This is a genomic window from Streptomyces sp. NPDC088124 (assembly GCF_040685895.1).
In the GTDB taxonomy this organism is placed as follows: Bacteria; Actinomycetota; Actinomycetes; order Streptomycetales; family Streptomycetaceae; genus Streptomyces.
The window spans coordinates 132,161-154,393 of sequence record NZ_JBFBJB010000016.1 but is presented as its reverse complement, the minus strand read 5'-3'; the positions used below and the strand labels follow the sequence as shown (position 1 = coordinate 154,393).

The window sequence follows — 22,233 nt, the reverse complement described above, 5'->3', positions numbered from 1 at the left end:
CTTCGCCCTATCGCCGTAGGCAACTAAAAGGTCATGAATGGTCTATCGACTAATCGGTCAAGTGATTTCCGTTGTCCTTGGCTGACTCATCGCACCGCGCTGACCTCGACGTAGGCGTCGGAACTCAGCAGGTTCTTGTCGTCGCTGACCAGGTCGCCGACGACGTCGATGCGAATCTGTCGCTGCGTTGGGTGCTCGTTGAGGAACGTCGCCACCGCGGTGGTGACCTCGTCGGTCAGCTTCGACACGGCCGCACGTGCGCCACCGGCATCGGAGTCGGTGTCGCCCTTGTCCTCGATGAGGTACTGCAGGACCCTCGAATCGACGTCGACCCGCACGTTGTGCTTGACGAACACCTCCTGCACCATCTGGAGCAGCTTCTCCCGCACGATCTTCTGCTGCGTCGGCAGCGACAGCGGCTGGAAGGGCACGATCGCGTCGATACGGGCCAACAGCTCGGGCGGGATCCGGTTGTTGCCTGTCGTCGAGGAGATCGAGCGGCGGATGAGCTTCTCGTACTTCAGCAGCTGCTTGCCCGACCCGGTGTCGTCCGCCGCGTACTGTGCGATGTCCTTGTAGATCTCCGAGCCGGCGTTCGTCGTCAGCACGATGTAGGTGTTGAGGAAGCTCACCTCGCGGTTGTTGTCGTCGTTGAGCCGGCCGTCGTCGAGCACCTGCAGCAGCACGCGCGTGACCATCGCCGATGCCTTCTCGACCTCGTCGAAAAGCAGCACAGCGTGGGAGAGGTCCCACACGCGTTTGGTGAGCTCAGAACGGAACGCCGCGAACGACGAGTCCTCGGCGTACTCCGTCATGTCGAACCGGATCAGGTGCCGCTGGTCATCGCCGAACAGCAGTCGCGCCAGCTGCTTCGTCAACTCGGTGTTGTGCGTGACCACGAACTGACCAGCCTGGTAGAGATGCTCCTCGTCGTTGACGTAGATGCACGACGAGTTCTGCTGCTCCGGCAGCTTCTCGATCGACGCGATGCCGACCATGTCGAACTTCTTCACGCGCTTACGACCCGAGGTGTCGATGACCGCCCGCTGTGCGATCTCGTGCTTGCGGGGGAGGGAGAAGAGCCGGGCCTTATCCTCGTTGCCGACCTTCACGTGCACGCCGTACTCGGTCAGTTCGCGCCCGCCCTCCTTCGTGCGTGTCCACGATTTGATCGTGTTCGAGACGCCGAGCGAGAACAGCACCTCCCTGAGGTCCTCCGCGAGCCCCTTGGAGAGCGTCGAGTACGAGACGTTGAAGCGGTCGTTCGAGGCGCCGATCGATCCGTCGGTGTCGAAAAGGCCCCGCACCAGAGCCCACCGCTGCTGTACCGATCCGTGTTTGTACCTCTCCGGGATACGGCGCTCCGCCGAGCGCGCACCGATCAGATCGGGAACCGAGGCGAGCACGTCCTTCGTCTGGTACAGCGAATCGCGGCGGTCCTCCACCGGGCCAACACCGACAGGGAAGACCCAGCTGTAGTTGTGCCCGTACGACTTCGGTGCCGATCCCAGCCATTCGCCCACCGTCCACACGGTGTGGTCGGCGTCGTCCCTGTCAGACGAGAGCGTCAGCTGCGTCTCAGTGAGGCACCCGTTGCCGATGAGGACGCCCAAGGCGTACGGGTCGACGTCGAAGTCCTGCTCCGGCCAGTGCACCGGCCCGTTCGCCGGGATGAAGAACTTCAGATCCTCCCGAGAGTCGCCGGGGTAGGCGCGCACGACGCCACGCTCGACCATTTCCTGCGTGCTCAGGACCATCGGCGCGACGTCCTTGCCCGCATGCTTCTTCGACCGCTGCTTGGCTGTGTAGACCGTCCACAAGTGCGGTCCTCCAACGTCGAGAGTCCGGCCGTCCCAGAGCGTGACCCGGTAGACGTCCTGCATGCCCTGCGGGAAGTGTCCGAGCACCTCGACCGGGCGGCCTTGGCGACCGAACACTCTGTCGCCCGGGGCCAGGTCGCCGTGCAACTTCCAGGTGGTCTCGCCGTCGCTCGAGTAGACAGGAACCTGCGTCGAGTCGATACAGAATTTCCCCGTTCCTGTCGATCCCGTGAACAGCAGGCTCGCCATCGGCTTTCCCTTGTCGTTGAGGTCGGCCACCGACAACTGCAGACGACGCGCCACCGCGCCGGTCGCCCAGTCCTGGCTGAACACCTTGGCGTCCAGTTGCCGCTTGATCTTCGCGCCGTCGACCCGGAACGCGACGTTCACGTTCAGGGATTCCATGAGCACGTCCGAGAGCAGGTCCCGGTCCATCGGCCGGTGCGTCAGCCGATGCCAGCCGAACATGGAGTCGAGCACGAGGATCGACTTGCGCGGCTGGGCGCTGGCCGGCATGTACCGCTGGGTGTACTCGTAGATCTGCCGGAAGATGTGGTCGTCGTAGAACTCGTCGGCCGCCCCGTACCGTTCGGCCATGTCCTGCAGGATCTTGATGGTCGTCGCCTGGTCCGGCGGGTTGAGGTTGATGCGCTGCAGGCGCTCGACGAGCGGCTGGTTCGGCGCGATGTGCTTGTGGAACTCTTCGTAGGTCGTCGCCGCGATGATCCTGATGCCTCGGGTTCCCGAAGCCGCGAGGACCGGCTTGATCGCCTCGACGGCGGCGTCGGAGAGCTGGATGATCTGGTGGAACTCGTCGATGAAGAGCACCAGTTCGTGCTTCTCGTCCTTGACGAAGTCCTCGGCCTCGTCGAAGAAGCCCTTGAGCTTCGCTGCCATGTTCTCGGCGTTGCCCGCCTCGGAGATCATACGCGCCGGGTCCACCTCCAGGTAGAGGCGATCCGGATCTACGAGCATCGTGGCCTGGACCAATGCGGTCTTTCCCGTTCCGGCCTCGGCCAGGAGAAGCGCATTGCACAGCTCGGGGCGGCTCATCGAGGCCAGCAGCTGCATCGTCTCGTGTTCACGGCCGACGATGTCGCGCTCGGCTTTCTTCAGTGGCTCCGAGAGCTTGGACAGGAGTGGGTAGCGCTCGTTGGGCTGCGCCTCATGGAACATGCCGCGCAAGGCCTCTCGACTGGACTTGTGATTCAACTGGAAAATCGGCCGAAATTCTATACCGAGTCGCATTAAATGGGGTGCTGAATAGCGAAAGTGAAAGGTCCTCGGATTGGACTCCGGGGCCTTTCGTTCTGTGTGCTGGTGCGGTTTCTATCGGCTGCAGGCGGTCGTGTGGACCGGTGGGGCGATGAGCAGTTCCAGTGCGTCTTCGATCTGGCTCAGGCGTGCCGCGCATTGCGCGGGATCGGCGCCGCGAACGATCCAGTGCGCGAGGCGGTCGTCGTAGGTGGCTGCCGGTGGCGCTGCGACATGAGCTCCCGGCTCTTTGGTGATCACCAGTCGCTCCAGCCAGTCGCGATCGGTCAGTCGGCTCGGGGCTGCCAGGTGTTGTAGGGCGCCGGTGAGGTCCGGGTAGAGAAACTGGATGGCTGCGCTGCGTGCGCGAATGGGCTGCAGTCGTGGGCGGGTGCCGGTGGCGATGTCCGCCGCGATCTGGGCCAGGTTCAGGCCCAGTGCCTCATCGATCAGGACGTGGAGCAGGTCGCCTCCCGGACGGCCGTTGATCTCGACGATGCGCGGACCGCGGGCGGTGAGCATGACCTCGATGCACAGGGATCCGCAGGTCACGCCGACGGCGTCGACGGCGGCAGTGATCAGGCGGGCGAGTTCGGGGTCGGCCAGCAGAGGGTCGTGGGCATCGACGCAGTGCCCGTATTCCTGGGCGGTGGGCGGCGGCCCGACCCGCTTGCGGGTGACGGCGATGATGCGGCTGTTGCTCGGGCCGAGGACTGCCGTCTCCACACTGATTTCCGGGCCGTCCAGGAACTCCTCGACCAGTACTCCCTGGGGTCCGTAGGCGTCGAGGCCGAGAACGGTCTCCCGGCGGGCCCGGTCGAAGGCGGCCCGTACTTCGGAGGGGGTGTTGGCCCGCATCACGCCGGCGCTGCCTGCCTGGGCGCGGGGTTTGACCATGACGGGGAAGCCGTTTTCCGCGGCCCATGCGACGGCAGTGTCCGCGTCGTCGGCCAGCACCGAGCGGGCGGAGGGCACGCCGTGCATGTCCAGGAGGCGGCGGGTGGCCGCCTTGTCCCGGCAGGCCTCCATGGACTGAGGGCTGGCGCCAGGCAGCCCGAGCTGCTGCGCGAGGAGGGCCGTGGTGACGACGTGGTGCTCCATGTAGGTCATCACGCCGCTCAAATCGTGGTGTGCGGCGTAGGTCTTGACCCGGGCTGCGGTGGCTTCGGTGTCGGTGAGGTCGACAGGGATGTGATCGATCAGGTAGGGGCGGGTCCAGTCGGGGGCGTTCGCGTCCGCGAGGACGACGGGGTAGGCGGCGGCAATGCTCGCCAGGAGTGCGAGGCGATAGGCGGGGGAAGTTCCGCCTGCTCCAAGGAGCAGCAGGGGCTTGGGCGTGGTTGCCATGGGAGGGCTCCAGGAAGGTCAGGAGGCTGGGGAGGGCAGGGTGGTTTTGGTCAGGGCCTTCAGCGGGAGGCAGACGGCGGCTGCGGCCAGGCACCATCCCGCGAGCGAGAAGGCGAGCAGTACGGCGGTGGCCAGGGTGGTCCCCCAGATTCCGACGTAAAGACCGGGGCGTGGGAGGGCGAGATCCGGTTGAGGATGTCGGCCGCGGCGACGAAAGCGGGTACGGAGCGCAGTGGCGCCTCGTGCCGGGCGGTCCCGAACGTCTCGTGGCCGGTCACTTGGAATCCACCGGCCCCTCTTCGGCGCCGAGGTATACGTTGTCGACGACAGGCCGCCCGATCGGGTCGCTGAGATCGGTGACTTCGTGGTCGATGACGTAGGGCCTCTGCCAGGTCGGGGGCGCGTCGTTGATCAGCAGCAGCGGGTAGTGGGCGGCGGTCTGCTCCAGCAGGCAGCCGCGCAGGGGGCGCGGGCCGGGGCCGATAACGAGAAGCATGGGGTGGGACACGGTGAACTCCCCGGTGGGACGGGCGGGTTGGAGGTGGGATCAGGCCGTGCGCAGTGCGTCGGTCTGGGCGGCGGTCGGGGGGTCGGTGGCCGTGGGATCTGCGGCTGTTCGACTCGGCGCGTAGGAGGCGCGGTGGTGCCACAGGCCGCGGAAGGCGAGGGCCATGGCCGCGCCCTGCAGGACGGCGCAGGCAAGGAGCAGGCCGGGCAGGGCGCTGGCGGGCAGGACGGCCACCAGAGCGCCGGCCACGGGCATCGGCAGTACGATGAGGACGATGGTCACGCTGAGCGTGCTGCCGAAGACGGCGGCGGGGATGAGGCGGGCGCGCAGGGTGCGCAGCACGACGGTCAGCGCGCCCTCACCGGCCATCAGGATGCCGATGGTCACCGCGTACACGGCGAGGTTGGGGGCCAGTGCGGTGGCCAGGCAGGCGGCGCAGGCGGTGGCAGCGCCGACGGCGCCGACCGGCCACAGTCCGAAGTGGTCGATGGCGCGGCGGCAGGCGGCGACGGCGGCGAGGGAGACCAGGCCGGCCGCACTCCAGACCGCGCCGACCGCGATGGAGGAGTGCCCGTAGCCGGTCATGACGGTGATCGGGGCGCTGGCTTGGGTAACGGCGAGGGCCAGGTTGCTGGCCACGAGGCCGGTGACGAGCCAGACCAGGGCGGGGATGGACTGTACGGTGCGCCATCCGGTGCGCAGGCTGGCCGTCACGGCGCGCACCCCGGTACCGGGGCCAGCCGCGGTGGTGGGAGCGGGGATCGTGCTGGCGGCGGCGATGGCCGACAGGGCGGCTACGGCGGTGAGCATCAGCGTGGGGTCGACGGCCAGCAGCAGGCCGCCGAGGAGCGGGCCGGCCAGCAGGGCGCTCTGGTCGATGCCGATCTGTACAGACTGCACGCGGTGGGCGTCCGCCCCGGCAGCGCGGCTGGCATGCGCGCCGAGGGTCTCGACGGCGACGAAGCAGGCCTGGGAAAGCAGTCCGCCAGCGGCGCCGACGGTCATGACGACGGCGGTCGCCGCGATGCTGGCGGCGGGCAGGACGACCAGGGCGCCAGCCGCGGCCGCGCACAGCAGGGTGCGGGCGAGGGCGGCGGCGCGGAAGACGCGGTCGGCGCGGAAGCGGTCGACCAGGGGCCCGCCGATGGTAAAGGCGGCCAGCCGCGGCAGCCATTCCAGCAGGAAGGCGGCGCCGGTCAGGGCGGTGGAGCCGGTCGTCACCAGGATGAGCAGGGGGATGGCGTAGGTGGCGGTCTGGGTGGCCAGGGCGTCGCTGGCGCGCATCAACGAGCTGCGCGTCATCGGCACAGGAACGGCGAAGGGGAGCATGACGGTACCTGCGCGGAAGAGAGGCAGGAGCAGAGGGGCGGGGGTGACTTGTAATGGACTCCGACGGCTGTCGACTTGGTGGTGGCCTTCGAGGGAATGGTCACCGCGCTGGCGTGGAGCGTGTACGGCAGCGGCGGGTTGTCCGGGCAGGACCACACCGTCTTCGGCGCAGTGGTGGCCGCCGGGGCGGACGGCAGCGGCAGGGCGAGAACGGCCGCAGTGGCGGTGGGCACGGCTGCGCGACGTGCAGACATGTACAAACCTTCCCAAAAGGGGTGTAGTTGGGTGGGGGTGTGCCTCGGCGGGAGGTCGGTGGTCAGGCAATGGGCGCGTTGTCGGGCGCCAGCATCGCCGAGGCCTGGACTGCGGGCCTGGACTGCGGGCCTGGCACGTGGCCAGGTCGCGGCGCATCGGCCCCATCGCTCCACGCGGCAGCGTTCTGGGTGGTCCGTCATCTTGTAGGCCACGCTGGGGCCGATCGCGGAGAGACTTTTGTCATTCCGGGTGCACGCGCTGGGGATCTGTGAATCAGCCGTGCGAAGCCGGCTTATCGCCCTGACGGGAGCGGCGCCGCGAGTACGTCGAGGCGCCCATGGCGGCGAGGCCGTCAGCGAGCATTCCGCTTGCGGCGACGGCGAGTTCGCCAAGTGGCATCCAGGGGCCTTTCGAATAAGGCTTGACTGGACCGCGGTCTCAGCCGACCGCCGGCTCGTTGGCCTCTGCCTCGGCTGCCTGCTCCTGCTTGGCCTCAGGGGCCGGAGCCAGCGACTCCTTGGCTGCCGCCCGCGCCTCGTGGGCGGCGCGCGTGGACGCGAACTGGTTGTCCAGCGTCTTGGCGTCGACCTTGAACTCGGAGGCCACGATGGACTTGGTGTTGACCACCAGGCCAGTGCCGCGCGTCGCGGGCATTACGTTGCCTTTGAAGCCGTAGATGGTGCCGACCTCGTTGCCGTCCTTGTTCAGGATCGGCTCGGTGTTCGGACCTGCGGCCTTGATAATCTCCTCCATCTGACCGGTGGAGTACGGAACGCCGTTGTTGTAGCGGACCTTGCCGTCCTCGCCCTGAACCTGATCGGACTTCAGGTGCAGGTTCGTCTGCTCCGGACCGCGCGGATCTCGAGCGTCAAGCTGGACGTCGGCGTACTGGGACTTGCCGTCTTTGGTGATGCCGTTCTTGTAGACCTTCGCGATGAGGTTGACTCCGGTCATCGCGCCCTTGCCCTTGAGAAGTGCCATGATCTCTTCCCTCCGTTCGTTCCGACTGCCCTCTGACGAGTCGGCCGCGATCAGTCGCATCGTCCGAACAAGACATTGAGTCCCTGTCGAACAGCCTTCACACTAATACTCTCATAGGGCATTCGATAAGGGCGACGACTAGTCTTTCTGGTTGCGTTCCAAGTTGGTCAGCATGTGGGGCGACTGCGAGTTGAATGCCGTCCTGGCATCCGCTGTGGTCACAGCCTGATCGACTTGGTCCTGGACCCGCACGACGAGGCCAGCGTCCAGCGACGAAGCCTTGGACCGCCGCATCCGCTCGGTCTGCTCGCGCTCGGCACGCAGCTCTGCGATCCGGGAACGCAACACGAGCGCGCCAGATCCCTCATCCGTCCGCTGAAGCGTCAGCTCCTGGAAGACCCGTGTCATCGCTGCAACATCGTCCACCGGCAGATCGGGAATTGCCTCGGCCTGGCCGGACCGGTCCAGGTAGTCCATCGCCGCCAGCAGCAGCCGCCGGCGATCACTGGTTGTCTCGAAGAAGGTCTGGCGTGCGTGCGGCCCGATCTCGACGTCGGTGACGAAGTCGTAGCCCAGGTGGTGCAGATCCAGGGCCTTGACCTCCTCGAGGTCATACGCGGCACCGGCAACAATCTCAAAGTCCGTGCAGACCACGTCAGCATCCGCACTCGCCGGATCCTCGGCGCTCGACGCCACGCGCAGCACCAGGCCGGAGGAAGCGAGTTCAGCCCGCAGGTCGTCCAGCTTCCGGTCATAGGACTGCTTCATCCTCCGGATGCGCGCGTCCAGCACCGCCCGGCCGTGCGCGCCCCCGGTCAGGAGCCTGCCGCCGGGCTGATCGTAGATCGTCCGGCCCAGGCTCTCAGCTTCCTCCGGGTCCCTCATCCGCTGCAGGGAGGTGTCCGCGCGCAGCGACATGAGCGAAAGCAGCCGCTGGCCGTAGGCCGCCACCTCCCGCTGCTGCTCGGACCACTGGTCGGCGTCGTCGAGGATGGGCAGGAAGCACCGGTACTTGCTCATCAGCTGCCGGTGGTAGTTCTCCTCGAAGCGGTAGAAGTCGTAGAGCGGGCGCGAGTCCTCAGCGGCCACGCCGGCCTCCTCGGCCCGTTCCCACTGCTGCGCGAGGTCGCGGTAGACCTCGGCCTTCTCCCGGTGATGCTGCAGACGTGAGGCGTAGCTGCGCAGTCGGAAGCCGAAGGAGACCAAACCGACCTCAGCATTCTCCTCTTCGCCCTGCCGGTCCGCGGCGAGCATCGCCATCTGCTGATAGTCCATCCCCATGACGTCGAGCATCGGCGTGCGTACGCGCAGCTCCGACTCCGGCATGGCCCTCAGCATCTGGTAGACGCCGTTGACGGCGCGCTCCACGATCTGTACGCGTCCCCACTCGACCAGCTTCTGCCATTCCTCCGTGTCCAGTGACTCCTTCACCCGGCGCTCGTTGGCGTAGTCCACGACTCGCTCCATGGCCTCCGGCATCGGGGACCCGGCACGTTCGAGCTGCTCCTTCACGAGCTCGGTCACCAGCTCGTTAGCCTTGCGCATCCGAGCGTCGTTCGAGCCGGCGCGCCACAGCGTTCGGTCCGCCGGCAGGCAGGCGAGCACGAACTGCGCCAGAGACTCGGCACGGATCCGCTCGTGCGCCCACCGCTTGATGAAAGTGGTGACGTTGCGTCGCTCGTAACCGACGGCACTGGAGAGGTGAGCCACCGCCTGCTTCTCGTCCAGCCAGGCATCGATGCCGCGGCGAAGCCGGGACTTGTGCCGGTCCAGCAGCTTTCCGCGCTGTGTGCCGTTCTTCGTCACCCGGCCCCGGCCGCAGTCGACCATCGCCAGGTGGCAGTGCACGTACTCGGTGTCGACCTGGATGACCCCGACGTAGCGCAGGTCGTCGAAGCCGCTGGTGCCCGATCTCATGCGGTCCACGCCGTGCATGATTGCCATGCGCAGCTTCATCTGATCGACATGCCCGCGGTAGTCACCGCGGGCTTCGCAGTGGAAGTCCTGGTCGACGATCTTGTGCTTCCGCAGGTACTCCCCGTCGAAGGACAACACGGTCTTCAGTACGGTGTGCCCGGCGTCGAAGTAGTGCTGGATGTCCTTGCTGGCCGCCGTGAGCTGTTCGTCGGAGAGCGAGACCGAGCCGTAGCCGAATGCCACGCCCGCTTTGCCCTGGGCCTGGCGCATCTCACGCTTTGCCGCGCCCCGCGAGACACCGACGCGCTCGACGGCTGACTCCCGTGCCATGTAGCGCAGAATGAAGTCGTCGGTGCGCAGGCGCTGGATCGGAGCCAGTGACTCCGTCGCCTGATCGCGGGCCATGTACCGGGTGATGTAGTCGCCCGGCGTCGCGCCGCGCGAGCCCTTGCCGCCGGGCAGCGGCACGCTGAACTCATTGACGATCACGATGCCCTGCTTCAGGCTCATCGCCGCTCTCCTTCCTGTCTCGGTACCGGTGCACTACGGCCCCGGCTGCCGTCCGCCAGCAACCGGGGCCGTATGCCTCATGCCTGATCTGTCCTCAGGAACTCAGGCTCTGCTCGCCGTCCTCACCGAGGTCCAGACCGGCCGCACGCTGGGCCACCTGACGCTTGCGCTCGTCCAGGCTCAGGACTGTCTCGACCTCACGTCGACGGGTCTCTTGCTCCCCCTCTGTCTCCACGTCGAGATCCAGGTCCAGGTCGCGCTGCGCCTGACAGCCCGGGACCGTGGGAGCGAACGGCATCTCCTTCTGCGCTTCGGCCCTGTGCAGTGGTGCAGCCACGCGCTCCCGGTAGAGGTTCTCCGTGGTGCCCTCGGTGCTCGCCCGCTCGGTCTGGTACTGCTCCCGTTCGGCGGCGATCTCCGCCTCGATCCGCTGCAGGCGAGCACTCATGCCGTCGACGACCGGGGCTGCCTCGGGCACGGGCGCTCCGACGATCTGCTCGACGCCGATGTCCAGGCCCAGCTCGTCCTCGGTGAACAGCGAGTTGATCGCGTCCGAGCGCGCCTTCAGTCCGCGAGTATCGACCACAGTCTCCGTCCGCGGGACGCCGTTCCTGGAGTGGTCGGCGAAGTAGCCGGCGAGGTCGTAGCCGCTGGACTCGAGACCGATCTCCAAGCCCCCGATACCGTGGACCTGGGTGAAGACCACGGGCGCATCGCCTTCGGTCTGCGCCCCCGACGGAGCGAGCACGAGCATGTCCGCCGTGGCCGGCAACTCCCACTCGATCCCAGTGACCTGCTCAGGTACTGCGAAGCCGCTCGCGAAGTAGCCCTTACTGACGAGCACGGCCAGCTGCTGGTCATCGAACTCGTAGAAGGCGTCTACCTTCTCGCCCTGGCCCGGGGAGTAGGTCACCTGGGAGATGCCGAACGGTAGCGCCTTGGCCGGGGTGACCGAGCGGAGCTCGCCCGTCATATGCAGATACGGACGGTAGTTCTCCTCCTTCCCCCGGTGCCTGAGTTCGAGCGATTCGACCATGACGCCGAGCTCGGCGGTCACCCCCTCCAGCCGGTACGTCTCCACTCCCCGTTCACGCAGGACACGGTGGGCCCATACGTTGTTCATCGTCAGCCCTGCGGTGCGCATCACTTGCTCCTCTTGCGGTTGACCTTGCTCTGGTTGGTGGTCCTCGCCGTGGATCTCGGTGTGACGTCGGTCCCGGTCACCTCTCCCCGGGCGTCCCGGATCTTCGCGATCATCCGCGTTGCCCAGCGCCACATGCCCCGCATGACGACGATCTCGCCCGCGGCGAGCAGTGCGACCAGGAAGAGGAGCGGCATCAGCCACATGGCAACGGTTCCGTCCGCACTGAGCGCACCCCGGGAGGCTCCCGACTGCTGGTGCAGCCATGCGCCCAGCAGCGGGATGATGACCACGGCCGTGACGAACGCCAGCAGGTAGTCGGCGAGAAGGACGATGGCCCGGAAGAACCCCGCCCACACCACGACGGAGAACCGGCCGGCTTCCTTCTTCGGGACCAGACGCCGCCATCCGGTGCGCAGCTTCGAGTCCTTCTGCTTCTTCACGGCCTTCGCCGTGGTCTTCTTCGCCGTCGCGGCCGTCGCGGCCGTCGCGGCCGTCGCGGCCGTCGCGGCCGTCGCGGCCGTCGCGGCCGTGCTGGTCGGGGCGGTCGTCTCGGTCTTCTCCAGGGCCTGGGTCGACATGTTCGTGTCCTTACGTCTCGTCGGGGTCTTCTGGGATGCGTGCTGAAGCGGCGGGCGCTCCACTTACCCGGTCGGCTTGGGGGAGGGCCGTTCCTTGCTGGCGGCAGCGAGGGCATCGCGGATTTTGGTGGAGGCCAGATAGACGTCCAGCAACGTCACCGTGCGGTCCTGAGAGGTGGAATAGGTGAAGACCGCGAACTCGCCCCTGGCAGCACTGTTCTGATCCGGTCCAACGCGGACCGGATCGAGCTGGGCCACCCCCGTGTAGGAGTAGTTCAGGCCCCGCACCCGACTCACATCAATGTCCAGATCACCAAGCGTGTACGTCGCCCCGGCGTTCTTGGTGGCTCCGGTCGCCGTCATCCACTCCGGCACGAACTCGGTGAGTACCCGGGACTCGTGGTCGAGGAAGCCGTGGCGCGCGTCGAGCAGCACCTGCTGCTCCTTGACGGATCGGGTCGAAGTCGAGCTGCCGGTGAGACTGAGCAGAAGCGACCGCCCAGTCGCCCTGTCACGGTTCACCCGCTCGATGTCCATGCCCGGCACCTGGGCCAGCAGCGCCGCGTGCTGCGCCGCCAGCTTGGTCTTGGCGTCGTCGAGGTTGCCTTCGAGCTTCTGGACCAGTGCGTCGGCCTGGGTGTCCGTCGCGGCCGGGCCGTTGCTGAGCAGGTCGGAGGCGAGCGTGAACACCGAGAGCGCGAGTAGCGCCCCGGTGCCGCCGAGCAGGATCTTCCCGGAGTGCTGGTGCAGCCTGTCCTTGATCGCCTCGTTCACGGTACCTTCACCTCCTGCTTCAGGGCCTCGCCTGTGGCCGTCGTGCCGTCTGGATGCTCACGAACGCCTTGCGGACCAGGTCGTAATCGGCGCGGGCCCAGGCCAGCACCGCCGGTTTCTCGCCCGCACTCGTCCTGGTCTCCATCGCCAGCCAGGTCACCGTGACGGTGCTGTCGTCATTGACCAGGTAAGGCACCTGGACAATCCACTCGAAGCCGGAATGGAAGCTCGCCGGGATCCCGACACCAGCCGCCACGTCCTTGTCACTGGCGAGCAGGTACCACGGCCCCAGGTCCGCCTGGTGTACCGAGGGGGCGAAGTAGGGCGTGAGGTTACGCAGCGTCGAATGCGACAACGCCGTGTCGAGCCTGCCGCCATCCGCCGCAACGTGGGGAGTCAGGTGCCGGTAGTCGTTCTGCAACTCCGCGACTTGACCAGCCGCAGTCAGGGCCGCGGTCAGACCGCGCTCGGCGTCGTAGGCTTCCGGCAGCGCCGCCGTCTTCACCTCGGTGATCCCGATCTGCTCCAGCGGGGACGAGATCTCCGGCGCAGCCGTATCGCTCACCGCGCCCTGAGTGCCGGAGAACCCCGCGGAGGGTACGAAGCACAGCAGCGCGCCCACACCCATGCTCGCGCCGGCTACGAGGGTGCGCTTCCGCATGCCGCCCGCGGGCTCCGTCGGCTCAGGAGTGTCCGCGCCCTCCGGCGAGGACGCGGACGGCGCAACGAAGTGCGTCTTGCGCTTCGCGTCTCCACTCGACTCACCGGTCTGTGTCGATGCCATTGATCATTAACTCGCTCTTCCACTCAAATATCAATGAAACTCTATCGGCAATGTGAGTCGAAAGTGGGTGTGGGTCAATTGGAATAGCGTGTCTCGCCACTCGACGGAGTGCCGGAGAGGTTGGATACCTTGCCCTGGGCGTCGACCGTGACGAAGAGCAGCGCGCGCCGGTGCGCCGTGACACTGGCTTTGCTCGCCTTGTTCTGGGACGCGGCGTCGGAGGTGACCTCGACGTCGGCCAGCACGGCATAGGTGTAGGTGCCCGCCTTGACGTCGACGACCTCGATGCCCGGATCCGCGCCAGGGGCCGAGTTCAGGCCGACCGTGTCGATGTAGTAGTAACGCCGTCCCTGAGCGTCCTCGTTGAACCTCGACGGAGGCATGAACGACTTCAGGAACGTCTCGTTCTCGGTGAGACCGAACCGGTTCTTCAGGCTCTCGCGCGCCGCTTCGTAGCTCTGTCCCGAGTCCCAGGTGAAGGCCATCGAGAGCAGTGACACGATACGCTCACCGTCGGTGCTCAGCCGGTTCCGGCTGACACCCAGGGCCTCCATGACGTCCGCGTCTACCTGCTCGGCGTTCTTCTTCTGGATGCCTGCCAGATGACCCTCGACATCGTCGATCTGGGCTTCCTGCCCGGCCAGGGCCGTGCGCTGGCTGCTCCAGGTCACACCGGCAACCGTCGCGACGACTGCGAGGACCACTGCCGTGGCCAGGGCCGCGAGGTTGCGCCGGAGGGATCCCCGCCGCGTGGGCGCTGCGGACTGCTCTGTCATCGCTTTTCACCCTCTTCCCGTGGGCCCGTGTCGCCGAGTTCGGGCACTTCGGACCCAGCCGCCTTGATCGCGGGGATCCCGTACCGAGCCCCAGTGGCGGTCACCACGAGCGCCAGGCGGTCGAAGGCCCCCGTCGTCCCGTTGCGCAGGTAGCGCGCACTTGCCCAGGCGAGCACCTCACTGCTCTTCGTATCCCGACACAACCAGACGACCTTTGCCTGATTCGTCGCCACCGAGCCGTCCTTCGCGCTCAGATCGGGCATCACCGTCCCGACCTCCCATGCGTACGTGCTCGGGGCAGCTGCGCTCTGGCCGTCGTAGCGGATGTACCAGGCGTAGCGCGGATCGATCTCGGTGGTCGCGTCGAACGGTGTCAGCGACGAGGTGCCGTATGCCTCCTCGTCACTGACCAGGAAGGAGTCCTTGCTGAACAGCGGGGCCATGCCTCTGCGGTGCTTGATGATCCCCAGCGTGGCCTGGTTCGGAGCCCCGTTGTTCGGGCTGGGCTGGGCGCTGGCCTGGTGGTATAGCGTGGCGAAGGTCTGCTCCCCGGACGCGATCTTCTTCGCGTCGGCGGCTGCCGCCTCGGTGAGCTTGGACAGCCGAGCGCCGGCGTCCGCCTTTACGGGTGTGGACTGGGCGTCATCCAGGCGCCCCTTGAGCTGGATGATCTGGACCTTGTTGTCCGCCGTGCTCGCCTCGAAGCTCTCGCCGGCCACGCCCGCGGCGACGACCAGGGTGAGGATCCCGGCCCCCATCACCGCGGTCGCAGTGCGTCGGATCAGGAGCGCATTGTCCTCCCGACTGCGTACCTGGCCCCGCTCTCGTTGGCGCTTCGCCCAGCCCGCGAAGTGCTCTTCGAGCTCGGCTCCGGTGACCCTCTTGCGTGTCTTCGGTGCCGCGGGCTTCTCATCGGGCATCGATCCGGTCTCCTGGTCGGGTCCCGGGCTATCGGACTCGTCATGGACTGACCTCACCGAACACACTCCTTACTCAACGTTTGCCCACATAGGCTAATCAAGTCTATATGGAAAGGCATTTCCCCGTGGACTCTGTGGGCATTCAATGGGATTCGAAAGGTGCAGTCGGTGCGCAGGACCTGCACCGGACACGGAGAAGCCGGTGCCCAGGTCACCCGGCACCGGCTTCTCACTTCCAGATCAGATGCAGCGCATCAGACCGTCTTGATCTTGTCGGAAGGGAGCATTGAATCCGACATGTCCACGAACTTCCAGCCTTCGGCCGCCATCCGCGCCGCACTGTCGACGCGAACCCGACCCATGTAGGCGCAGTAGCCAGCCTCGCCGAGGATGACCTTGTCGCCCTGGACACCGAGCACCACGAGCGTGTGACCGGCGGGGGGCGAGCCCGGGCTGGAGCCCACCGAGTACGCCGTCGGGGCCGAGGACATCTGCTTGCCGGTCTCCCTCGCAATCGTGTAGGCGGTCTCCTTGCCATCGCCGACCGGGTAGGTCTGGAATGTCGTGTATTTGTTCACGAAGTAGGTCGAGAAGCTCACACAGTTCATCGCGTGGTTGTCACCGCAGGAGCCAGGGCCTCCGCCCGGACCGTACCGATCGTCGAGGAACTTGTCGCCCTCCTTGTTGAAGAGGCTGACGAGGCCCTGGGCCTCCTCCTGTGTCATCCCGCCGTCCTTCAGCGAGACGGAACCGCTCCCCTTGGAGGTGCAGTTGCCAAGGATCGTGTTGATTCCGTCCGCGATGTTCTCGATGATCCCGCCGACGATGTCCTCGACGACGCCCACGATCGAGCTGTCGACCGACCAGCCGCTCATCTTGCCGAACCACATCTCGGCTTTGTCGCCTCGTGCGGTGAGCCCGGCCGCGCTGTCGGCTGAGCGCTCCCACTTCTCGTGGAAGTGCAGCGCCGCCGCACGCGGCGAGCCCTGCGACCTCTTGAGCATGTCCTTGAAGACCGCGACATCGCCCAGGTTGTCACCATCGACCATGAAGGCCACCTGGGCCTTGATCGTGAACCAGTCGACGCCCTTGCTCTTCGCGTACTGGCGCAGCAGTGTGTTACGGCCGAACGTCCACTGTCCGAGACCGATGCCGTTGTCCGTGTTCTGTGCGGCGCTGGTCTTCGCAGCGGTCATGGTGTACGTCCCCGTGGGGAAGTTCTGCACGCTCGTCGGGTCGATCCCGGACTCCTGTGACCAGTTGCCGAGGATGCCCGCGATGTTCTCCTTCGGCATCCCCCAGCTGCTGAGCACCGAGTAGACCACCTTGGCGTTCTTCTCCACGTCCGCCGGGACGGTGGCCCCGGAGCCATTGCCGACGCTACCCGTGTTGACGACGCACCCTGTCCCGTTCGCGTTGATGCTGCCCTCGGTCTGCGCCGTCGAGTTGAGGACGCCGGCGAGGGCCGTGCCTACCAGGGCCACGGTGGCCGTCACCGCGGCTATGCCCGACATCGCGGCGGTGACAGGGGCCATCGTTGCCGTGGCGGTGACACCCAGGACCGCACCGGCCGTGTTGGCTATGAAGCTGCCGATCGCGACAAACGGTGCCGCGATTGCGTGGCCGATCGCCTTGAGGAGGTGGACGAAGAGCGTCCACAGCAGCTTCCCGGCGTTGACAGCCATCGCCATGGCCGCGAAGAACATGGCCTTCAGCCAGTTCAGGAGGGCCATGGCCATGACCACGCCCATGGCCGGCGGGGCAGCAGCCGCGCCACCGCCGACGGCAACACCCTTGGCCGTCTTCGAGCCCAGGCCCTCGTCGTCCTTCGACGCGCCACGCTCGTAGCCCGTGCCGCCGGCACCCAGCTCACGCTGGTCGGCAGGCTTGACGTCCGGGCCGCCGCCGGTGACCTTGGCCGCGTCCTGGGCCCCCTCGGCTCCGACGTTCATCGCCGCGCCAGCGACAGCTCCCGGAAGCCCGCCAGCCTGTGCGCCGGTCACGGCACCGGACACGGCAGCCCCCGCGTAACGCCCGACGTTACGGCGGGGCGCGCTGCTGCTGTTCCCCTCGATCGCCTTCTGGGCCGCGCCTCCGGCCATGTTTCCGGCGACGCCGTTCATGCCCTGCTTGATCTTCGACATGGCGTTCGCGGCACCAGCCGCCTTGCCTGCGGTCTCTGTGATGTCTGCGGTGTCCGCCGCGCCGGAGGGAGCGGAAGAGTCAGCGCCTGCCCCCCGGAAGTGCTTGGGCGCGCCGACGTTGCTCTCGGCGGACCTCTCGGTGCCCTCCTTCGGACCGAGGCTCTTGGTCCCGCGACCCTGCCGGGGCATCCTCTGACTCACCGACGCGCTCGGCAGATCCTTCGCCGTCCCCTTCGTGAGGCTTCGGGTCGGCTTGTCGCTGGCCATGTCGTTTTCCTTTCCATCCCAATGCCAGGTGGCGTTCTGCGTCACTTCCTCACCGCACTCAATGGAGCGTGGTGAGGAAGTCCTTGTCGCCGCGACTGGTGCTGTTGGACTGCACGTCCCGCAAGCTCACGTCCAGCCGGAGAAGGTCGAGCGAGAGGTCCGACTGGTATTGAGACCTGTTCCTGGAGTAGTTCTGATACGCCTGTGAAAGGTTGTTCATGATGTTCATGAGCGGGCGCATCGTCACGTCAGAAGACTGGTAGTCCCTGGTCAGGCTGGTTCCGTCCGAGAGGGTCCACTGCATGTCCGAGACCTGACGGCTGGTCGGATCCGAGTCCACGTCTCGCTTCTTGGTGAAGAACTGGGCGTAGCTCTGTCCGGCCGGCACCAGGGCGTCGAGGTAGCCGTCGTAGACGTTGCCTGCACGCCAGTTGAGGTCAAAGCCGCCCGGGACGACGTGCTTGGTCTCCAGTGCCAGCGTCGGAATGCCGTCCTTTGCTTCGGCCGCCGAGAAGCCTGTGATCTCGTCTGTGGCGATCGTGACCGGGACGGTCGGCGGACGCAGATACAGACCATCGATCTTCGTCGTCTGCAGGTCGGATGTATATGACTGAATTTGCGTCAGATTCGTCCGCATCTCGACGAGCTTCTGGTCCAGGGCATCCCTGGCTTCGGCCTCCTTCTCCTTGAGCGCGACCTCGTAGTAGGCCTGTGCAGGGTCGAAGGCCAGGGCGTCGAGGGCCGCAATCTTCTGGACGCCGGACGCGCCGGGGTTGAAGAAGACCCGCCACTGGTCGTACTTGGAGAAGGTCTCGTCGCCAGCCAGCTTCCCGCTGCTCTGCGTCCGCTTCGCTCCGGGAGTGGTGAGTTCGGCGTTCGCGCGGACCGTCAGGTTCAACACCTGACGGTCGAAGGGCCGGTCGGCGTCGAGGAGGATCCCGATGTAGCCGGTCGAGCCGAAGGCGTAGAAGGATCCCTTGATCCCGTTGGTGCTGACCGGCTCGCTGTTCAGCGAGGTGTCCGACCCGAGCAGGAACGCCTTGTAGTCCGCGGCGTTGTACGAGATCTGGGCGGTCGGGTTGAAGTGCATCATCACGAGCGCCTTGTTGCCGCTCTTGTTGGTGTAGACCCCGTCGACGGTGCCGTCGAGATTCGTCTTGGACGTCTTGAAGCCGCTGGTGTACAGCGCTGTCTGCGATAGCGAGTCACGCCCCGCCTGGTATGCCAAGGCACCCGATGCGCTGATCACGATCGCACCCGTGACCGCGAAGATGCCGAAGAACACCCCGAAGCGCTCGATTGCGTGGTGCGAGTCGAGCTTGAACTTCCTGTTGAAGGCCCGGGCCTTGTCCGCGATCCCCATGTTCTGCTCTCCTTCGTGCCTGCGCTGTGCTGTGGTCCCGGAAATGCCGAACCGGGCCGGAGGAGGCCTGCACCTCAACCGACCCGGTCCGCTCGACGCCTCTACTCCCGGTCGTGTGCACGGTCTGTGACGGCCTCCTACTTGGAAGGGCCGCTCAGGAGTCCGCTGACCTCATCGGCGGTCTGGATGATCACCGTGCCGCCGCCGAGGTCCGTGATGGTCTGCTGGCCGCCGGAGCCGATCGTCGAGATCAGCGACCACCCGCCGGTGCCCAGGGCCCCGCCGACGAGGATGAGGAGCGCGATCGTTCCCCAGCCCTGCTGGTTGCCAGCGGACTGCGGATTGGCCATCAGCTTCTTGAGCAGGAGTACACCGCCCCATACCAGGCCGGCAGCGCCGAGCAGCATGAGCAGAAGGCCACCCCAGAGCTGGATCTGCGACTTGGCGTTCTGCAGGAAGCTCGTCAGGTCCCAGGCCGCGCTTGGCAGGGAGGCCTGTGTGAGGGCGACCGCCTCGTAGATCTTCGTCATGGTTCTTCCCTCTTTGCCTTTCGCATCATTCGGTGACATGGCAGTGGGCCGTGAGGTGACAAGCGAATCGGCTCATCCGGGCGGGCACCGCTAGAAGCTCTTGAGTGACTGGGTGCATGCCGCCGACTCGCCTGTCGACTCATGTATATGCATGTCCGTGATGGCCAATGTACCCCATTTGCTCAGTGGCTCGAAGGGATTCACTAAAGGATATCGATAAGCGGTTGAAAGGTGCTAGGAAGTGAGTCGAATCGATGCTGCGGCGCGACCTCGGGTCGTGAACTCCTGTGGAATCCGCAGTGTGGGATGTGTAATGTGCTGCCCCAGCACTGCTGCGGCGCAGGCCTGCTCGTTTTCGAGGCGGGCCACACCCCCACACGCCGCGTCGATCGCGATCTTGACCAGGAAGTGCCAAACGGCCATGAACCCACTGCCCAGGGACCTTTTCGCCCGCCGACTTCGTCAAGAACGCGAACGCCTAGGCATCAGCCAGGCAGAGCTGGCGCGCCGTATGGCCGCACTGCTCGGCACGAACGTTGACTCCACCGCCATCACGCGCATCGAGCAGCAGACCCGCGCGGTCAGGCTCGATGAGGCGGTCACCGCCGCCGAGGCGCTCGGGGTTCCTCTGATCACACTGGTCAGCGATGACTACGCCCGGGAAAGCGAGGCTGAGATCCAGAACCAGCTCGCCGAGCTCGCCCTCGCCGAGCAAGAATGGGAGAGGCTGCACCAGAAGATCCACCGGATCACCCGGACCATCCAGCAGCTCTCCGCCGAGCGTGAGGGCTTCCGCTCACACGCGCTGGACGTCAACCCTGAAACCGCCGGTGACTACGAACTCGACCCTGAGACCCAGGCCGCTCTCGACGCCCGAATGTGTGATGCCCACAACAAGTCGGCCGGAGAGGTCACAGACTCAGGCTCATGACGCTGTTCCGGGCGGCCTGGTCAAACTCCCCGTCGTAGACATTCACAGTCTCGGGCTTCCGCCACCGATCGGTTCTGGGCGAACTTGCTACCGCAGGTCCGGCATCGGTCCGCGACCGCGGTGGCCGTCGACATATCTCTCCGGACGGATTGAGCTCGTCGGCTACAGCATCGAACGGTCCGCCCCGTTCGCGGCGGACACAGAAATGCTGAACTACCCCCCCGCCTCCAGGTCTACGAAGGCCCGAAAGCGTTTCTGGCCTGCAACCAGGACGCGTTCACCGCGCTGTGCAACCCCGACCGGGCGCGCGACGGCGGCCGCAGCACCCCCGACCACTCCCGCTGCCACCCGGCGTGCACCAACATCAGCCGCACCGACAGCCAGATCACCGCCCTGCGCACTGAGGTCTCGCGGATCGACGCGGACGCCGACGCCAGCCTCGACCCCCACCCCATCGCCGCCCGCGAACAGCAGCGCAAGGACCGCCTCACCACCACCATCATCTGCCGCCACGACGCCCAGCGGCCGGCCAGCACCGAATCCACGGAGCGCCGATGAGCACCCCCGCCGCAGCCGCGTCCGGCCCCTCGCGACGGCGCGGCGCTCGCCCAGCTCGTCGGCGAGGGATCTCCCGCAGGGAGGTCACACGCCGCCGGTCGCAGTCCAGGTGGTCAGGACGGGCTCAAAGTGGCTGAGGTAGCGGCGGATGCCGTCGTACCCGCGCTGCTCGCCCTCGCGAGGGCCCTGCTCGCGCATGACCTTCACTCAGGTGCGGACCTGGCTCGCAGTCAGCTCCGGTAGCGAGGCGAGGGTCGACTCGATCCACATCTGGTCCCAGTCCCGGTGCAGCTCGGGGTCCTCCACCGGCAGGCCTCGGGCGCGCAGGAACTAGCAGACGGGCTTGGCCGCGAGGTTCGTGCCGATGCGGCCGAGGTCGTACACGTCGCGCTCCAGGACGGCAGTGCTGGAGCCGAGCCAGTACATCAGGATCGTGAGCGTGCAGGTGTTCTTCTTGCAGTCCGGCCGCTGTCCCGGCCGATGGTATGCACAACCCACGGTTCGAGGCACCGTCCCCGGCCCCTGCCGAGAGGCCGTCGCGGGCGTGCGGTGTTCCGGAACCAGGAACGAGGGGGCGGGCCCTTGGCTGCCCTCGGCCGTGCCGAGGGCCCGCCCGTACCCGCTCTGACCGACCAGACCTTGAGGATCAGCGCTTCCACCTGTTCGAGCGTCGTCACGCTGGCTTACGCGGCGGCCCGGGCCTTCGACAGCTTCTCCATCCACTCGATTCGCCGCTCGGCCGGGAGCGTCGAGCTGGACACGCAGGCGGTGCGCCTCCTCGAAGTCCGTCATCAGGGCGTGGGAGGCGTCCACCGCCTTCTGGTAGTTTCCCTCGGCGAGTTCGACCCGCGTCTGCGATTCCCGGTGCAGCCTGGCGAGCTGGTCGCGCGGTCGGCGGCCGCCTCCCCGTGCGCGATGGGCGGGGTGTCGCTGTCCGCGGGGTCCCCGGCGCCCGCAGGCGCCTTAGCGGAGTTCCCGGACGCGGTCGGCCCCGGGGCACCGAGGCAAACGGGGCACAGCTCGTCCCCGCGTCGATGCAGACGGCATAGCCGTGACGGGCGGTGGGGAAGGGGAACAGGAAGGTCCGGGAACAGGCAGGCACCTTCAGAGTCCGCCGGATCGCGAGCCACTTGTGGTTATCCCAGGCGCCAGTCGGAGACGGTGGGGATCTCGGCCAAGCCGACAAAGTGGTGAGTGTCTTGAACGGTAGTCATCATCCACGGGTCCATCGCCCTGGTAGCGTCATCAGGCCGAACGGCTACACGCGGCAACTGTCCGCAGAAGTTCCGTCTCGCCTGGTTTCGCTAGCCTGTGCGACCAAGGACGGGGTCAACGCCCTCGCCCACGCGCACCTTCACAGAGGCCCTTGCCTTGATGACTTACTCGGGCCGCAGTCGCAGCTTGCCGCGCTCGATCTCGTCAGCAAGTCCAAGCAGTTGGTCGCGGACACGCTTTCCCGGGCAGCCCGGGACCGGCGCGTATGTGGGCGGCTGAACTCGTCCTGGTCCTGCTGCGATTACGTCCCGACGCACCAGCCGGGCCG

General features: G+C 66.7%; 18 protein-coding genes. 1 reads left to right on the top strand and 17 read right to left on the bottom strand.

From position 1 onward, the window contains the following. Positions 1–86: 86 nt before the first annotated feature. From AB0P17_RS15855 to AB0P17_RS15785, 15 genes are all read right to left on the bottom strand, one after another. Positions 87–3,032 (bottom strand): AAA family ATPase, encoded by a 2,946-nt coding sequence (locus tag AB0P17_RS15855; RefSeq protein ID WP_365811286.1) that lies wholly within the window; start codon positions 3,030–3,032, stop codon positions 87–89. A gap of 117 nt (positions 3,033–3,149) precedes the next feature. Next, on the bottom strand, positions 3,150–4,421 hold the full coding sequence (locus tag AB0P17_RS15850) for an ATP-grasp domain-containing protein (RefSeq protein WP_365811284.1): 1,272 nt from the start codon (positions 4,419–4,421) through the stop codon (positions 3,150–3,152). Between the two features lie 274 nt (positions 4,422–4,695). After that, positions 4,696–4,917 (bottom strand): hypothetical protein, encoded by a 222-nt coding sequence (locus AB0P17_RS15845; RefSeq protein ID WP_365811282.1) that lies wholly within the window; start codon positions 4,915–4,917, stop codon positions 4,696–4,698. Positions 4,918–4,968: 51 nt separating this feature from the next. Then, positions 4,969–6,231, bottom strand: coding sequence for an MFS transporter (locus AB0P17_RS15840; RefSeq protein ID WP_365811280.1), 1,263 nt, complete (start codon positions 6,229–6,231; stop codon positions 4,969–4,971). A 720-nt stretch (positions 6,232–6,951) separates the two neighbouring features. Further along, entirely contained in the window at positions 6,952–7,494 is a 543-nt protein-coding gene (locus tag AB0P17_RS15835; RefSeq protein ID WP_365811278.1) for a hypothetical protein, read from the bottom strand. 138 nt (positions 7,495–7,632) lie between these two features. Then, positions 7,633–9,921, bottom strand: a complete 2,289-nt coding sequence (gene mobL, locus AB0P17_RS15830) for a relaxase MobL (protein ID WP_365811276.1) — start codon at positions 9,919–9,921, stop codon at positions 7,633–7,635. A gap of 94 nt (positions 9,922–10,015) precedes the next feature. Then, positions 10,016–11,065, bottom strand: coding sequence for a hypothetical protein (locus AB0P17_RS15825; RefSeq protein ID WP_365811275.1), 1,050 nt, complete (start codon positions 11,063–11,065; stop codon positions 10,016–10,018). Then, positions 11,065–11,643: a hypothetical protein gene (locus tag AB0P17_RS15820; protein ID WP_365811273.1), complete on the bottom strand. Its 579-nt coding sequence runs from the start codon at positions 11,641–11,643 to the stop codon at positions 11,065–11,067. The genes AB0P17_RS15825 and AB0P17_RS15820 overlap by 1 nt, the downstream gene beginning before the upstream one ends. 63 nt (positions 11,644–11,706) lie before the next feature. Then, complete coding sequence (locus AB0P17_RS15815; RefSeq protein ID WP_365811272.1) at positions 11,707–12,417, bottom strand: hypothetical protein; 711 nt, start codon at positions 12,415–12,417, stop codon at positions 11,707–11,709. 19 nt (positions 12,418–12,436) lie between these two features. Then, positions 12,437–13,078, bottom strand: a complete 642-nt coding sequence (locus tag AB0P17_RS15810; RefSeq protein ID WP_365811270.1) for a hypothetical protein — start codon at positions 13,076–13,078, stop codon at positions 12,437–12,439. 197 nt (positions 13,079–13,275) lie between these two features. Continuing rightward, a complete protein-coding gene (locus tag AB0P17_RS15805; RefSeq protein WP_365811268.1) occupies positions 13,276–13,977 on the bottom strand; it encodes a hypothetical protein in 702 nt (233 codons plus the stop codon). Next, entirely contained in the window at positions 13,974–14,897 is a 924-nt protein-coding gene (locus AB0P17_RS15800; protein WP_365811266.1) for a hypothetical protein, read from the bottom strand. Before AB0P17_RS15800 ends, AB0P17_RS15805 begins: the two co-directional genes overlap by 4 nt. Before the next feature lie 254 nt (positions 14,898–15,151). Beyond that, on the bottom strand, positions 15,152–17,308 hold the full coding sequence (locus AB0P17_RS15795; RefSeq protein WP_365811265.1) for a phage tail tip lysozyme: 2,157 nt from the start codon (positions 17,306–17,308) through the stop codon (positions 15,152–15,154). Between the two features lie 58 nt (positions 17,309–17,366). Beyond that, positions 17,367–18,671, bottom strand: coding sequence for a hypothetical protein (locus tag AB0P17_RS15790; protein ID WP_365811263.1), 1,305 nt, complete (start codon positions 18,669–18,671; stop codon positions 17,367–17,369). Between the two features lie 137 nt (positions 18,672–18,808). Continuing rightward, positions 18,809–19,201, bottom strand: a complete 393-nt coding sequence (locus AB0P17_RS15785; protein WP_365811261.1) for a hypothetical protein — start codon at positions 19,199–19,201, stop codon at positions 18,809–18,811. A gap of 421 nt (positions 19,202–19,622) precedes the next feature. On the opposite strand from AB0P17_RS15785, the gene AB0P17_RS15780 reads away from it, so the two are divergent. Further along, complete coding sequence (locus tag AB0P17_RS15780; protein ID WP_365811259.1) at positions 19,623–20,132, top strand: helix-turn-helix transcriptional regulator; 510 nt, start codon at positions 19,623–19,625, stop codon at positions 20,130–20,132. 642 nt (positions 20,133–20,774) lie between these two features. On the opposite strand, the gene AB0P17_RS15775 is transcribed toward AB0P17_RS15780, so the two are convergent. Next, positions 20,775–20,897, bottom strand: a complete 123-nt coding sequence (locus AB0P17_RS15775; protein ID WP_365811257.1) for a hypothetical protein — start codon at positions 20,895–20,897, stop codon at positions 20,775–20,777. Between the two features lie 123 nt (positions 20,898–21,020). Then, a complete protein-coding gene (locus AB0P17_RS15770; protein WP_365811255.1) occupies positions 21,021–21,188 on the bottom strand; it encodes a hypothetical protein in 168 nt (55 codons plus the stop codon). Positions 21,189–22,233: the final 1,045 nt, after the last annotated feature.